At 70.9% G+C, this 15,293-nt stretch carries 11 protein-coding genes; 2 read left to right on the top strand and 9 right to left on the bottom strand.

Annotated elements, in window-relative coordinates; all coding sequences use genetic code 11:
- Positions 1–493: 493 nt before the first annotated feature.
- From ACIG0D_RS28210 to ACIG0D_RS28200, 3 genes are all read right to left on the bottom strand, one after another.
- On the bottom strand, positions 494–1,399 hold the full coding sequence (locus ACIG0D_RS28210) for an ADP-ribosylglycohydrolase family protein (RefSeq protein WP_399806218.1): 906 nt from the start codon (positions 1,397–1,399) through the stop codon (positions 494–496).
- Between the two features lie 12 nt (positions 1,400–1,411).
- Positions 1,412–2,071 (bottom strand): histidine phosphatase family protein, encoded by a 660-nt coding sequence (locus ACIG0D_RS28205; RefSeq protein ID WP_399806216.1) that lies wholly within the window; start codon positions 2,069–2,071, stop codon positions 1,412–1,414.
- A gap of 126 nt (positions 2,072–2,197) precedes the next feature.
- Positions 2,198–2,803 (bottom strand): YdbC family protein, encoded by a 606-nt coding sequence (locus ACIG0D_RS28200; protein ID WP_399806214.1) that lies wholly within the window; start codon positions 2,801–2,803, stop codon positions 2,198–2,200.
- Between the two features lie 149 nt (positions 2,804–2,952).
- On the opposite strand from ACIG0D_RS28200, the gene ACIG0D_RS28195 reads away from it, so the two are divergent.
- Positions 2,953–3,486, top strand: coding sequence for a TerD family protein (locus ACIG0D_RS28195; RefSeq protein WP_399806212.1), 534 nt, complete (start codon positions 2,953–2,955; stop codon positions 3,484–3,486).
- Positions 3,487–3,560: 74 nt separating this feature from the next.
- On the opposite strand, the gene ACIG0D_RS28190 is transcribed toward ACIG0D_RS28195, so the two are convergent.
- The gene (locus ACIG0D_RS28190) at positions 3,561–6,452 is read right to left on the bottom strand and encodes a vitamin B12-dependent ribonucleotide reductase (RefSeq protein WP_399806210.1); all 2,892 of its coding nucleotides are present in this window, start codon (positions 6,450–6,452) and stop codon (positions 3,561–3,563) included.
- Positions 6,453–6,615: 163 nt separating this feature from the next.
- Positions 6,616–7,167: a transcriptional regulator NrdR gene (gene nrdR / locus ACIG0D_RS28185; protein WP_399806208.1), complete on the bottom strand. Its 552-nt coding sequence runs from the start codon at positions 7,165–7,167 to the stop codon at positions 6,616–6,618.
- A 541-nt stretch (positions 7,168–7,708) separates the two neighbouring features.
- Here nrdR and lexA point away from each other — a divergent pair.
- Entirely contained in the window at positions 7,709–8,488 is a 780-nt protein-coding gene (gene lexA / locus ACIG0D_RS28180; protein WP_365763011.1) for a transcriptional repressor LexA, read from the top strand.
- Between the two features lie 145 nt (positions 8,489–8,633).
- Here the strand turns inward: lexA and ACIG0D_RS28175 are convergent, their stop codons facing one another.
- From ACIG0D_RS28175 to ACIG0D_RS28160, 4 genes are all read right to left on the bottom strand, one after another.
- Positions 8,634–10,610: an ATP-dependent DNA helicase gene (locus ACIG0D_RS28175; RefSeq protein WP_399806205.1), complete on the bottom strand. Its 1,977-nt coding sequence runs from the start codon at positions 10,608–10,610 to the stop codon at positions 8,634–8,636.
- Between the two features lie 171 nt (positions 10,611–10,781).
- A complete protein-coding gene (locus ACIG0D_RS28170; protein ID WP_399806203.1) occupies positions 10,782–11,549 on the bottom strand; it encodes a GNAT family N-acetyltransferase in 768 nt (255 codons plus the stop codon).
- Positions 11,482–13,485: an IucA/IucC family protein gene (locus tag ACIG0D_RS28165; protein WP_399806201.1), complete on the bottom strand. Its 2,004-nt coding sequence runs from the start codon at positions 13,483–13,485 to the stop codon at positions 11,482–11,484. Before ACIG0D_RS28165 ends, ACIG0D_RS28170 begins: the two co-directional genes overlap by 68 nt.
- 237 nt (positions 13,486–13,722) lie before the next feature.
- Positions 13,723–15,267, bottom strand: a complete 1,545-nt coding sequence (locus ACIG0D_RS28160; RefSeq protein ID WP_399806199.1) for an aminotransferase class III-fold pyridoxal phosphate-dependent enzyme — start codon at positions 15,265–15,267, stop codon at positions 13,723–13,725.
- Between the last annotated feature and the right edge of the window lie 26 nt (positions 15,268–15,293).

Raw genomic sequence — 15,293 nt, 5'->3', positions numbered from 1 at the left:
GCTTCGCGGACCGGACGCGGCGGCCGGCCGAAGGGCATGACGGGGGTATGCCCGCGGCCGGCCGCCGCCCGGTCCGCGAACGGCTCCAGAGGGCGGGTCCGCGAACGGGAAACCGGCGACCAGGACACGCGTCCGCCCATCCGCACTTCCCAGGCCACGACCGCCCCGACCGCCGCGACCGCCCCGACCGCCGCGACCATCGCGGCCACCGCGGCCACCTCCAGCGTCACAGCCACGGCCAGGGCCACGGCGAGCAGCGCTGACAGCACCCCGACCCCTCCCATGACCACTCACCCCCTGCGATGCCCCGGCACGATGCCTCGACGGTCCCGCAGGACAGGGCCTGCGCACCGCCGACACCACGCCAACGCACGGCCGGTCACGGAGAGTTCCCGGCATGCACAGAGAGTTTTCGTCACCTGCTTCGGAGGCGAGCCTCGCACCACCGGACGCCGAACCTACGGACGGTCGGCCCCCAGCCCCGCCCGAGCAGTCAGACCCCCGCCGAAACCCACTCCGGCAGCGCCTCCGTCCGCGCCACCCACTCCGCGGGCGGCGCCCCCGCCGCAGTGGAGGCGATCACCCCGCCCACGATGGCGCAGGTGGTGTCGACATCACCTCCGGCCTGCGCTGTCGTCCAGAACGCCTGCTCGTAATCGCCGAGCGAGCGCGCGGCGGACCAGAGGGCGAAGGGCACGGTGTCATGGGCCGTCGTACGCCGTCCGCAGCCCAGTACCGCCGCGACCGTGGCCGCGTCGCCGTAGTCGAGCATGTCGCGGGCGCGGCGCAGGCCGGCTCCGACGGCGCTCTTCGGGACGAGGGCGATGACGCCGTCGAGGAGCACCTCCGCGGTCGGCGGCCCGGCGGGGTCGGCGGCCAGCGAGGCGGCCGCGGCCACGGCCATGGCGCCGACGACGGCCTCGCGGTGCTGGTGCGTGGGATAGGCGGAGATCTCCGCCTGGTGGGTCGCCTGCTCGGGGTCGTCCGCGTACCACGCGCCCAGGGGCGCAATGCGCATCGCGGCGCCGTTGCCCCAGGAGCCCTGTCCGTTGAAGAGCCCGGCGGCCAGCTCGCGCCAGTCGCCGCCCTCGCGGACGAGGCGGAGCAGGCGGTTCACGGCGGGGCCGTAGCCGCGGTCGAAGTCGTGGTGGTGGGCGAAGGAGTGGGCCAGGGCGTCCTGGTCGATGCGGTGGTGGGCGGCAAGGACGGCGACGATGGAGCAGGCCATCTCCGTGTCGTCGGTCCACTGCCAGGGGCCGGGCGGCAGCTCGCGTCGTTTCAGCAGGGGATAGTTCACCGGAACGAAGAACTGCGAGCCCAGCGCGTCTCCCACCGCCAGTCCGCGCAGGCTGGCCAGGGCACGCTCCAGGCGCCCGTGAGAAGAGGAGTCAGCGGTCATCGCCCTGCCACTCTATCCGGTGATCCCGTAGGGCTCCGGATCTCGCCAGCGTTCAAACGGCCGGTCCAGCCTGTACTTGCCGTTCTCACCCAGAACGAGCATGCGCATATCGCCGTTCCCCGGGTTCGCCAGCGACTCGAACTCGGCGACCGTCCAGTGGAACCAGCGCATGCAGAACAGCCGCATGGCCAGGCCGTGGGTCACCAGGAGGACGTTCGGCGGATGGTCGGGGTCCTCGAAGCTGCGGAAGAGGCTCTCCAGGAAGTTGCCCACCCGGTCGTACACGTCGGCGCCGCTCTCCCCCTGGGCGAAGCGGTAGAAGAAGTGGCCGTACGCGTCGCGGTAGGCCTTCTGCAGCCGTACGTCGTCGCGGTCCTGCCAGTTTCCCCAGTCCTGCTCGCGCAGCCGGGGTTCCTCGCGCACTCGTATGAGCTCGGGGTCGAGCTGGAAGGCGCGCAGGGTCTCGTGCGTACGGCGGTAGGGGGAGACGTAGACGCTGACCCGTTCCCGCCCGAACAGCTCCCGCAGCCGTTTGCCGGTCTCCTCGGCCTGGCGCCAGCCCCGCTCGGTCAGGGCCAGGGCGTGATCGGGTTCGCGTTCGTACACGGAGTCATCAACATTGCCCGTTGACTCGCCGTGCCGGACAAGGACGATGCGCCGTGGTCGTGCCATGCCAAAACCCTAGATCGGGTGACGGCCGATCGAGCACTCGTACGAGCCCCATACGGCGTAGGTCACACATTTCCGGAACGGGGCACCACACAGGAGCCACGGTTCACCGGTCCCCGGGGCCGGTCGTCAGACCGTCCAGGCCGGCTCCAGGTCGACGATGTCACCCGTGAGCGCGGCGACGTCCGCTTCGGTCTGGGCGCGCAGGGCGAGCCGTTCCACACGCTCGGTGCGGTACTTGCCGTGCTCGGCGGCCGAGCGCCACATGGAGAGGATCATGAACTCGTTGCCGGGCGCCTCGGCGAACAGGCCGCGGATCATGCCCGGTGAACCGGCCATCGCCGGGTTCCAGACCTTCTCCTGCATGAGGGTGAAGTTCTCGACCCGGTCCTCGTGGACCCGGCAGAGCGCCACCCTGAGGAGGTCGGCGTCCGTGAAGCGGGGCTCGAAGCCGGTCTTCACGTCGAACCGGTGGTCGAACAGCCTGGCATGCGCGTCCTTGAAGGTGCCCGACTGGGTCGCCGCCAGCCGGTCGTGGGAGCGGGCCATGAAGGAGTCGTAGAAGGCCCGGCTTTCCCAGAAGGCGAAGACATGGGCCACCGAGGGCCGGCTACGGCTCCAGCCCCCGCCCTGCCCCCGGAAACCCGGCTCACCCAGCAGCCCCGCCCACTTTCGCTGTCCCCGTTCGAACCCCCGGCGGTCCACCACGGTGCAGCGAGTCCACTTGACCAGCACCGCGCCATGGTAAGGCCACGGAGTGTGGCGGCGGTCGTCCTCGGGCGGACCGGACGGGCGCGAGCGCCCCGGCGTGCGTGGCAGGATGGGCAACCTGCTGTGACCGCCCGGCAGTTCGGGCTGCGGGCCATCGGGGAAGGGGGACGTTCGTGAACGGCATCAGCAAGGGCATCCGCAAGGTGGAGATCGCGCTGAAGTGGGACCCGAGCCCGGCGGGGCAGCCACCGACCGATCTCGACATAGTGGCCGCGACCTACCTGGCGAGCGAGCCGCACGGCGATCCCGCGTACGTCGTGCACTTCGACAGCCGCTCCCCCGACGGCACCATCTACCTCAACCGGGACAGCAAGGACGGCAAGGGCTTCGGCTGGGACGAGGTGCTGACCGTGGAGCTGTACCGGCTCGATCCCCGCTACGCGCGCGTGGTGGTCGGTGTCGCCCTGCAGCAACGTCCCGCGCGGCGCACGTTCGTCAGCGTGGTCAACCCGGCGCTGCGCATCCGCGAGGAGTACACCGATCTCGCCCTGGACGACTTCGGCGGTGTCCTCGGCGCCACCGCGGCGGCCGTCGCGGAGTTCCGGCGCGACGAGTCGGGCGTGTGGGAGTTCCACCCCGGGGTGACCGGCTATGAGGACGACCCCACGGACTTCGCGCAGGTCATGGGCACACTGCGCCGACCCTGATCTCCGCATCCGGTTCGCATACGCGAAGAGGGGCGCCGGCGGGATGCCGGCGCCCCTCACTCACATCTCAGCGGTCAGCTGCAGCCGCTGGTCGAGCCGCAGCCCTCGCAGATGTAGCAGGAACCGGCCCGCTGCATCTTGGTGCCGCAGGAGAAGCACAGCGGGGCGTCGGCCTGGATGCCCAGCTGCATCTCCACCAGCTCGGCGCTGGTGTGGGCCTGCCGCGGGGCGGGCTTGGCCGCCTCGACGTCGGCTTTCGGGGTGGCGACGGCCTTGAGCTCCTGGGCGCGCGGCGCCGACTGGGCCAGGCCCTCGACGTCGACGTCCTCGTCGTCCAGCGGCTCGTAGGAGCCGGTCTCCAGGTGACGCTGACGCTCCTCGGCGGAGTGGATGCCGAGCGCGGAGCGGGTCTCGAACGGCAGGAAGTCCAGCGCCAGGCGGCGGAAGATGTAGTCGACGATCGACTGTGCCATCCGCACGTCCGGGTCGTCCGTCATACCGGCCGGCTCGAAGCGCATGTTCGTGAACTTCGAGACGTACGTCTCCAGCGGCACGCCGTACTGGAGGCCGACGGAGACCGCGATGGAGAAGGCGTCCATCATGCCCGCGAGGGTCGAGCCCTGCTTGGACATCTTCAGGAAGACCTCGCCGAGACCGTCGTCCGGGTAGGAGTTGGCGGTCATGTAGCCCTCGGCGCCGCCGACGGTGAAGGACGTGGTGATGCCGGGACGTCCCTTCGGGAGGCGCTTGCGGACCGGGCGGTACTCGACGACCTTCTCGACCTTGGCGGGGGCCTCCTCGGCCTTGGCCTCGGGCTTCTTGTCGTCGTCCTTCTTCTTGGCCGACAGCGGCTGGCCGACCTTGCAGTTGTCGCGGTAGATGGCGAGGGCCTTGATGCCCATCTTCCAGGCCTCGAAGTAGATCTCCTCGACCTCCTCGACGGTCGCCGTCTCCGGCATGTTGACCGTCTTGGACAGGGCGCCGGAGATCCACGGCTGGATGGCGGCCATCATGCGGACGTGGCCCATCGGGGAGATGGCGCGCTCGCCCATGGCGCAGTCGAACACCTCGTAGTGCTCGTGCTTGAGGCCGGGGGCGTCGATCACGTTGCCGTGCTCGGCGATGTGGGCGACGATCGCCTCGATCTGCTCCTCCTGGTAGCCCAGGCGGCGCAGGGCCTGCGGGACGGTGCCGTTGACGATCTGCATCGAACCGCCGCCGACCAGCTTCTTGAACTTGACCAGGGCGAGGTCGGGCTCGAGGCCGGTGGTGTCGCAGGACATCGCCAGACCGATGGTGCCGGTCGGGGCGATGACGGACGCCTGGGAGTTACGGAAACCGTTCTTCTCGCCGAGGCGGAGGACGTCCTGCCAGGCCTCCGTGGCGGCGGCCCAGACCGGGGTGTCCAGGTCGTCCATGCGGACGGCCTTGGCATTGGCGTCGGCGTGCTGCTTCATGACGCGGTTGTGGGCGTCGGCGTTGCGGGCGTAGCCGTCGTACGGGCCGACGACCGCGGCGAGCTCCGCGGAGCGGCGGTAGGCGGTACCGGTCATCAGGGAGGTGACGGCACCGGCGAGGGCGCGGCCGCCGTCGGAGTCGTACGCGTGACCGGTGGCCATCAGCAGGGCGCCGAGGTTGGCGTAGCCGATGCCGAGCTGGCGGAAGGCGCGGGTGTTCTCGCCGATCTTCTGGGTCGGGAAGTCCGCGAAGCAGATCGAGATGTCCATCGCGGTGATGACCAGCTCGACGACCTTCTGGAACCGCTCGGCCTCGAAGGACTGGTTGCCCTTGCCGTCGTCCTTCAGGAACTTCATCAGGTTCAGCGAGGCCAGGTTGCAGGACGTGTTGTCCAGGTGCATGTACTCGCTGCAGGGGTTCGAGCCGTTGATCCGGCCGGACTCCGGGCAGGTGTGCCAGTGGTTGATCGTGTCGTCGTACTGGATGCCCGGGTCGGCGCAGGCCCAGGCGGCCTCGGCCATCTTGCGGAACAGGGCCTTGGCGTCGACCTCCTCGATGACCTCGCCGGTCAGGCGGGCGCGCAGGCCGAACTTCTCGCCGTTCTCGACGGCCTTCATGAACTCGTCGTTCACGCGGACCGAGTTGTTGGCGTTCTGGTACTGGACGGACGTGATGTCGTCGCCGCCCAGGTCCATGTCGAAGCCCGCGTCGCGCAGGGCGCGGATCTTCTCCTCTTCCTTGACCTTGGTCTCGATGAAGTCCTCGATGTCGGGGTGGTCGACGTCGAGGATGACCATCTTGGCCGCGCGGCGGGTGGCGCCACCGGACTTGATCGTTCCGGCGGAGGCGTCGGCGCCGCGCATGAAGGAGACGGGGCCGGAGGCGTTGCCGCCGGAGGACAGCAGCTCCTTGGAGGAGCGGATGCGGGAGAGGTTCAGGCCGGCGCCGGAGCCGCCCTTGAAGATCATGCCCTCTTCCTTGTACCAGTCGAGGATCGACTCCATGGAGTCGTCGACGGACAGGATGAAGCAGGCGGAGACCTGCTGGGGCTGCGGGGTGCCGACGTTGAACCAGACGGGGCTGTTGAAGCTGAAGATCTGGTGCAGGAGGGCGTACGCCAGCTCGTGCTCGAAGATCTCGGCGTCGGCGGGCGAGGCGAAGTACTTGTAGTCCTCACCGGCCTTCCGGTACGTCTTCACGATGCGGTCGATCAGCTGCTTGAGGCTGGTCTCGCGCTGCGGGGTGCCGACGGCACCGCGGAAGTACTTGCTGGTGACGATGTTGACCGCGTTCACCGACCAGAAGTCGGGGAACTCGACGCCACGCTGCTCGAAGTTGACCGAGCCGTCGCGCCAGTTGGTCATGACGACGTCACGGCGCTCCCAGGTCACCTCGTCGTACGGGTGCACGCCGGGGGTGGTGTGGATGCGCTCGATACGCAGCCCCTTGCCGCTCTTGGCACCCTTTGCTCGGGAACCTCGTGCCGGACCGCTCGCCGTCTCTGTCATGCCGCCTCCCTGGTACGGGCGAAAACGCCCTGAAGTGCCCCGATGTTCCCGGAGCACGGTGTTCTGTCTGATGTTGCGGGCACCTCTCACTGCCGCCCGCAACAGGTCTTCGATTCGCCGCCGACCTGCCGGTCCGGACGCGATGTCCGGCCCGGCCCCTCGGTCAGTCGGCGGCACCCGCGGGCTCGGGGACCTCCACGGTCTCTCCCGACCCGCAGTCGTCTTCCCGGCTCCCCGCGCCGGCGTCCTGGTCGCCCGCCGCGTGCCGTCCCGTCTGCTCCCTGAGTTCGGCGATCGCCGCCTCGAAGTCCTCGAGCGACTCGAACGCCCGGTAGACGGACGCGAAGCGCAGATAGGCGACGAGGTCCAGCTCCTGCAACGGGCCGAGTATGGCCAGACCCACGTCGTGGGTGGTCAGCTCGGCGCTGCCGGTGGCCCGCACCGCCTCCTCGACCCGCTGGCCGAGCTGGGCGAGCGCGTCCTCGGTGACAGGCCGTCCCTGGCATGCCTTGCGCACGCCGTTGATGACCTTGGTACGGCTGAATGGCTCGGTGACTCCGGACCGCTTCACCACCATGAGCGAGCACGTCTCCACCGTCGTGAAACGACGGGAGCAGTCGGGGCACTGGCGGCGCCTGCGGATCGACGTGCCGTCGTCGGTCGTACGACTGTCGACGACCCGGCTGTCGGGGTGCCTGCAGAAGGGGCAGTGCATGGACTCCAACCCTCCTCACAGCAGACTCAATAGCCTCGTCAGGCCTCACGGGCCCCTCGAAGCAGCCACAAGCATAGGCGATCGCAGCGGGCTCGTTGACCCGGGGGACCACAACTTCTGGGCCACTGTCGCAATCCAACCACTAGATGTGGGGATCGGCTTGTACATCCAGCACAAGCCGCGTGTCGGCCGTACGGAGCGCGGGGGCGCGGCCAGGGAAGCGACGGCGCATGAGGAGACGGCGTGGCCGCCGCGCGGAGAAGGCGTCGGGGAAGACGGAGGACTCGTGCGCGAACGGGGGCCGGTGCCCGGTTGACGGGCCCCTGGATGGCAGACTGTGGGCTCACCCCACAAGGGCGATTCCCCGGCGGTGAAGAGTACAACAATGGGCGCTTTTGTCCGCGCGGCACCGCGTTAGCCATACACCCAGATCCGTGATCACGACAGGTGAAACGCGGATTTTCACTCGAACGTGTGTTTGGCGCAACCTTTCGAAAGCAACTACCGTTGTGCAGCAGGGAGACCATCGAGAGGGGCCGACGTGACCACCACCGCAGACAGTGCCACCATCACTGCCCAGGACCGCTCCCAGGGCCGACTCGAGCCGGTGCATGCGATGAACGAAGCCACGAATCCCGAGGGGCACAAGCGCTCCCTGCCGGGCCGACCTCCAGGCATCCGGGCGGACAGCTCGGGGCTCACGGACCGCCAACGCCGTGTGATCGAGGTCATCAGGGACTCCGTCCAGCGGCGCGGCTACCCGCCGTCGATGCGGGAGATCGGCCAGGCGGTCGGCCTGTCCAGCACGTCCTCGGTGGCGCACCAGCTGATGGCACTGGAGCGCAAGGGCTTCCTGCGCCGCGACCCGCACCGCCCGCGCGCCTACGAGGTCCGCGGCTCCGACCAGGCCGCCTCGGTGACGCCCACCGACACCGCCGGCAAGCCCGCCGCGTCGTACGTCCCGCTGGTCGGCCGGATCGCCGCCGGTGGCCCGATCCTCGCCGAGGAGTCCGTCGAGGACGTCTTCCCGCTGCCCCGGCAGCTGGTCGGTGACGGTGAGCTGTTCGTCCTCAAGGTCGTCGGCGACTCCATGATCGAGGCCGCCATCTGCGACGGCGACTGGGTCACGGTCCGCCGCCAGCCGGTAGCCGAGAACGGTGACATCGTGGCCGCGATGCTCGACGGCGAGGCCACCGTCAAGCGCTTCAAGCGCGAGGACGGCCACGTCTGGCTCCTCCCGCACAACTCGGCGTACGAGCCCATTCCGGGTGACGACGCGACCATCCTGGGCAAGGTGGTGGCCGTACTGCGGCGCGTATGACGCCCGCCCCGGGCGGGCTGTTCGCAGCCGCCCCTCTGACCGGGCCCCGGAACCCCTGCGCCGGTTCCGGGGCCCTGTGCTGTGCCGGTCTTCTTCACGGGTGAGCACGTCGTGGGGCCTGTCCGCTTCCGGACAGGCCCCACGGTCACTGCGTTTCCGCCTGCTTCGCCATGGCGTTGATCGCCGCGAGCGACTTCCGGACCTGGTTACGGTCCGTGGTGTACCAGAAGTCCGGCAGTGACGCCTTCAGGAAGCCACCGTAGCGGGCGGTCGCCAGCCGCGGGTCGAGTACGGCGACCACGCCGCGGTCTCCGGTCGCGCGGACCAGGCGACCGGCACCCTGAGCCATCAGCAGCGCCGCGTGGGTCGCGGCGACGGCCATGAAGCCGTTGCCCCCGGCCTCCTCCACCGCCTTCTGGCGGGCGCTCATCAGCGGATCGTCGGGACGCGGGAACGGGATCTTGTCCATGACGACCAGCTGGCAGCTGGGGCCGGGCACGTCGACGCCCTGCCAGAGCGAGAGCGTGCCGAACAGGCAGGTCTCGGGGTCGGCCGCGAAGTTCTTGATCAGCTCGCCCAGGGTCTCCTCGCCCTGGAGCAGGATCGGGAACTCGGGGATGCGGGAGCGCAGCTCCTCCGCGGCGAGCTGGGCGGCCCGCATGGAGGAGAACAGGCCCAGGGTGCGGCCGCCGGCCGCCTGGATCAGCTCCGTCAGCTCGTCCAGCATGTCCGCGCGGTCGCCGTCCCGCGCGGGGCGCGACAGGTGCTTGGCGACGTAGAGGATGCCCTGCTTGCGGTAGTCGAACGGCGAGCCGACGTCGACGCCCTTCCACTGCGGAAGGTCGTCGCCCTCCATGCCCTCCGGGCCGAGCCCCAGGGACGCGCCGACGCCGTTGAAGTCGCCGCCCAGCTTCAGCGTCGCTGAGGTGAGGATCACGGACCGGTCCGCGAACAGCTTTTCGCGCAGCAGGCCCGAGACGGACATGGGGGCGACGCGCAGGGAGGCGCCGAAGCGGTCGTGCCGCTCGTACCAGACGACGTCCCATTCGGAGCCGTTGGTGATTCGCTCCGCCACGTCGTGGATCGTCTCCACGGAGGCCAGTGCCTGCTTGCGGACCGCGTCCTCGTCCTGGACGGACTTGTCGCGGGTCGCGCCGATCGCGGAGATCACCGTGCGGCACGCGTCCCGCAGCGCCATCAGGGCGTAGTCGAGGTCTTCCGGAATCTCCTCCAGGCGGCCGGGGAGTGCCAGCTCCATCAGCCGCTCGAAGCCCTCCGCGGCGGTCTGGAGCTGGTCGGCGGCCTTCTCGTTGACGAGTTTCGCCGCTCGGCGCACCGCGCGGTTGACCTGGCCGGGGGTCAGCTCGCCGGTGGCGACACCGGTGACCCGGGACACCAGCTCGTGGGCCTCGTCGACGATCAGCACCTCGTGCTGCGGCAGGACCGGGGCGCCCTCGATGGCGTCGATCGCGAGCAGGGCGTGGTTGGTGACGATGACCTCGGAGAGCTTGGCCCGCTCACGGGCCATCTCGGCGAAGCACTCCGCGCCGTACGCGCACTTCGTCGCGCCCAGGCACTCCCGGGAGGACACCGAGACCTGGGCCCAGGCGCGGTCGGAGACGCCGGGCGTGAGGTCGTCACGGTCGCCGGTCTCCGTCTCGTCCGCCCAGTCGCGGACGCGCAGCAGGTCCTGGCCCAGCTTGCTGGTGGGGGCGGCCGCCTCGAACTGGTCGAACAGGCCCTCCTCCTCGTCCTGCGGGACGCCCTCGTGGAGACGGTGCAGGCAGAGGTAGTTCGACCGGCCCTTCAGCATCGCGAACTCCGGGCGGCGGCGCAGCAGCGGGTGCAGCGCGTCGACCGTGCGCGGAAGGTCCCGCTCCACCAGCTGGCGCTGGAGGGCCAGCGTCGCGGTCGCCACGACCACTCGCTCCCCGTGGGCGAGTGCGGGCACGAGATAGCCGAGCGACTTTCCGGTGCCGGTGCCGGCCTGGACGAGCAGATGCGAGCCGTCGTCGATCGCCTCGGCGACGGCTTCGGCCATGGCCACCTGGCCGGGGCGCTCCGTGCCGCCGACAGCGGTGACGGCGGCATGCAGGAGTTCGGGGAGTGAGGGCTTCGTCATAGCGCGACCACCCTACGACCCAGCACTGACAAACGGCGGGTCGCGGCCGGGGAGACGGATTGGATCAAGACGGTTTCGTCCTCGGTCTGGTTCTTGAGCGGGGGCCGGATTTGTTCTCGGGCGGTGGGAACTGGATCGCGAGCAAGGGCGTTACAAAGAGTGACGACATCGTCACGTGACGCTAAGGCCGGTCGCGCCGGACCGTTCTCGGACCAGGAGGGCGGCCCGCTTGTCGGGCAGCTCGACCTCGGCGGAGAGGTGGAATCCGGCGCGTAGGAAGGCGGACAGGGAGGGTGTGTTGCGAAGGTCGGGTTCAGCGATGACGCGGGTGCAGGCGGGCCGCTTGTCGAGGACGAGGTCGGCGACGGCTCTCAGCAGGGTGCGGCCGAGACCTCGCCCGCGGTCGGCGGCATCGCCGATGAGGAGGTGGATTCCGGTGTCGTGAGGCCGGGCGGGATAGTGGCGGGCCAGCGGGTCGAGGTCGGCCCGGTAGATCTCCCAGTAACCGATCGGCGTGCCGCCGAGTACGCCGAGGCACGGAACGCTGCGTCCGCCGTCGGCGAGCTGGGCGCGCAGGTGCCGCTCGGTGACGTCCGGAGGGCCCGCGAGGTGCCAGTACGCGGCCACGGCGGCGTCGTTCATCCAGCGGCTGATCAGGGTGAGGTCCCGCTCGACCTGTACGGGGACGAGCTGGAAGGTGCCGGCGCGGGTGGCCGTGGGGCCCCACTCGCCGACGCGGTCGAGCAAGTCGTCGGTGTCGGTGGTCGTGGCGGCGCCGGTGCCGGGGCTCGCGCCGGTGGGAGACACGACGGGGCTCCTCTCGGGGTGCGGGATGGGCCTAGGTCCTGGAGGCGGTGGGACTGGGCGGATGTCAGGCATGGAGGGGGTTGGCGATGGTGACGTAGACGGACTGGGTGTCGACGGGTCCGACGAGTTCATCGAGGCCGTGCAGCCGGGTCAGGAGGTTGGCCTTGCAGCGCAGGGCGGGTGAGTCGAGCAGGCGGGAGGGCAGGGCGCTGCGCAGCCGGTGCGGACCGGCGGCGGCGCGGGTGAGGAAGCGGCGGAAGGCGGCGAGCAGCAGCCGCTCGTCGGCGAGGCGTTGGGATCCGAAGGCTCCGATGAGGCCGCACACGTTGTTGATCGCCAGGTAGTAGGCGAAGCGCTCGTCCGTGACCTCGTCGGAGACGAAGGTGTCGCTGTGCTCGCCGATGCCGGGAAGCCGGGCGTCGAGTTCCGCGCGCCGGGATTCGCGGAAGTAGTAGCCCTGGTTGTCACGGTAGCGGCCGCCCGCGGGCCATCCGTGGGAGTCCAGCAGGAGCAGGGTGTTCTGCTGGTGGGCCTCCAGGGCGACGCCCGCCTCGCCGTCCAGCCACAGCACGGGCCGTACGACGTGTTCGAGGTAGCGCAGGAACCACTCGGCGGCGACGGTTTCGCGCGGTCGGCCGGTCCGGGCGGCCAGACCCGTCACCAGCTCGTCCAGCCGGGACGCCGCCGGCCGGTCCGCCTGTACCGCTGCCCGGGGGGCCACGAGTCCCGCGACGCAGAACACGTCGTCGGACGGGGCGAACGGGTTGTGCCGGATCATCACGTCCAGCCCGGTGACGGGACTGCCGTCGAGCCCGTCGACGGCGAGCCAGGCCGGGTCGCGGACGATGTCGAAAGCCGGGTGCGCGGCCAGCCACTGCCGGGTCAGCCCGGTGCGCAGCAGACGGTGGACCTCCACGCCCCGGTGCAGTTCCTTGCGGAGGTTCTCCCGACGGGAGTTGGTGATGCACAGGCCCAGGGAGAGCTTGAGCATGGCCGGGGCTCCGGACCGGTAGACGGTGCGCACGGAGGAGGTGGGATGCCAGGGCGAGCCGTGCGCACCGAGGTCGCGCAGCAGCCCCGCGTCCAGGAGAGCCGCGACCTCGGGACTGTGCCGGATCTCGCGGAACTGCCAGGGATGCAGAGGCAGTGCGGCATGGCCCTCCGGGAGGGGCAGTCCGGGTCCGGCGAGGCGGTGGGTGAGGTGGGTCGCCGGGACCGGACGGCCGCGTTCGGTCCAGGCGGAGTCGGTGGCGAGGAGGGAGGGTGCGACAGCCAGCCAGTGCAGGGGGAAGGAGCCACGCAGTTCGGGTGAGTAGTGCCGTGCTTCGGCCTCGGTGATGCCCTCGCGGCTCTTGGGGGTCGGATGCAGGGGGTGGCCGTGCACGAGCGTCTGTTCGGCGGCGAGGAAGAGGTCGGTGGCGTCACCGGGGGCGTTCCGACGCTCACGGAGGAAGGTGGCGACCCTGCGGACCGAGTCGGCGACGCGGGCGACGAGGTCGGGGGTGGAGGCCACGAAGTTGGGGGCGGGGGCGATCGGGTCCGCGGCGTGGGCTGGCAGGTCCGGGCGGTGGCAGGGGGTGGCGGTGAAGGGTGGGTCGTTCGGCTCGGGGGTCCTGGCGCGAGGTACGGCGGTCGGTCCCTCGGCGGTACGGCGTTGGCCGGTCGCCTCTCGGGCGAGCAGGGCAGCGACGGTGACCGCGTCGGCCGGTCGGGATGGGTGTGGGGCGTCGGCCAGATACGGGAGTCCGAAGCGGTGCCAGCCGGTGGCGGACCTGTAGTGCACCGGGGCGAGGAGGGCGGTGCCGCTGGCGGGGAGGGGGATGCGGAGTGTGCCGTGGGCGGGGACGGGGATGCCGGTCTCGCGGACCCAGCAGCGCAGCAGGTTCTCGACCGCGGCGGACTCGGCGGCGACGCGGGGGTCGGGGTGCTGGAGGAGGTCCTGGGCGGCGTCCGGTCCGGGTGGGAGCTGCGGCTCGGGTGAGAGCTGCGGCTCGGGTGGGAGGGGCGGTCCCGGCAGGGCCGGCTCTGGTGGGTGGGGGTGGCTGTTGGCGGTGGGGGTGATGGTCAAGGCGGTTCCTTGGAGGGTCATGCGGCTCTTGGGCGACGAGCCGGGCAACGCTGCCGCAGGGACAGGGGCAGGCGCGGAGGGGACGAGTGTGGGCGATGAGCGGATCGGCGGGAGGTAATCGGTATGAGGTCAGGGGCATGGGTGGGCTCCAGGGAGGCTGAGAGGCCGGACGGCTGGGCGGGCCGGGGATCGGCACGTCCACCGGGCGGGGAGGGCGTGTACGCGACGGTCGGCTCGTTACCGCGCCGGATCGTCGGGGTGGTCCGGGCGATGTCGTCGTGGGCGCGGAGGGTGCGGAGGGCGCGGGATGTGCGGGCCGCAGTGGTCGCGGGCCACCGCCGTGAGCGCGTCGGCGAGTCGGTCCAGTACCGCGTCGGCCTGCTCGTCGCTGATCGTCAGCGGGGGCAGCAGCCGTACGACGCTCGGGTGGCCGCCGCCGGCTCCGACGATCAGGCCCCGTCGCAGGCATTCACGCTGAACCGCTGTGGCGAGTCGGGGTGCGGGCGGGCGGGGTGGCCGGGCGGTGTACGGCCCGGTCGTCGTTCGCGTGACGTCTCGGCCGGGGCCGTGCGGCAGGAGAAGGCCGGCCGCGCCACTCCCCTGGGCCGGCCCGGACCCGGGCTCGTCCGGGAGCCGGTCGGAATCCGCCGCCGGGTCGACGAGTTCGACGCCGATCATCAGTCCCCGGCCGCGAACCTCCCCGACACACGGGAACTCGCCCGCCAGCTCGCGCAGTTGGCCGAGGAGCCGGTAGCCGAGGGTGGCCGCCCGTTCGGCGAGGCGGTGTTGGCGTACGTGGGCGAGGGTGGCCGCGCCGGCGGCCATGGCCAGTTGGTTGCCGCGGAACAGGCCGGTGGCGGAGGCGGGTTCGTCCGGATCGAGCAGGTCGTCACGGTGGACGACGACGGCCAGGGGGAGGCTGCCGCCGATGGCCTTGGACAGGATCATGACGTCGGGCGTGACCCCGCTGTGTTCGACGGCCCAGAAGGCGCCGGTTCTGCCCACGCCGGTCTGCGACTCGTCGACGATCAGCGGGATGGATCGGGCAGCCGTGATCTGCCGCATCCGGCGCATCCACGTGTCGGGCGCCGGAATCACTCCTCCCGCGTCGTGGACGGGTTCGAGGATCATCCCGGCCGGCGATGGCGCGTCCGCGCCGCCACCGTCCAGTGCCGCTTCCGCCCAGCGGGCCGCGAGTTCGGCACCGTGGGGGCCGCCCACGCCGAAGGGGCAGCGGTAGTCCTGCGGGTAGAGCAGGGGGCGGTCTGTGAGGTCGGGGAGACCGGTGAGACGGTCGGTGCCGCAGGCCTCCTGGGGATCCGGGGCCTCGGTGACATCGGCGCCGATGACACACCCGCTGCCCGCGAAGCCGAGAATCTCGGTGCCGCCGGTCGCGGCTCGTACCAGCGTGTGGGCGGCGGCCACCGCGTCGGTGGGAGCGGGTCCGCAGAACCGTACGCGGGCACGGTCGCGCAGTCCGGCCGGCAGGGTGCGCAGGAGTTCCGTGACGAAGGCTTCCTCGACGGGGGTGGTGAGGTCGGGCACGGTCAGTGGGGCGCCGGAGTCGAGGACCTTGTGGATCGCTTCGAGAACGACCGGGTGGTTGTGGCCGAGGGCGAGGGTGCCCGCGCCGGAGAGGCAGTCCAGGTAGCGGCGGCCGTCGGCGCCTTCGATGGTCAGTCCGCGGGCCCGTACCGGAACGATGGGCAGCGCTTGCGGATAAGTGCGGGCCGCCGGCTCGCGTGCCGGCGGGCGTCGCAGGATCTCCTCTGTCACGGCCACGGCCCCTCGTCCTTCCGCTGTTCGCC

Origin of the sequence: Streptomyces sp. NPDC052773, assembly GCF_044547145.1 — a bacterium.
Classification (GTDB): domain Bacteria; phylum Actinomycetota; class Actinomycetes; order Streptomycetales; family Streptomycetaceae; genus Streptomyces.
The sequence above is the reverse complement of the archived record's forward strand: the minus strand, read 5'-3'. Positions and strand labels throughout refer to the sequence as shown.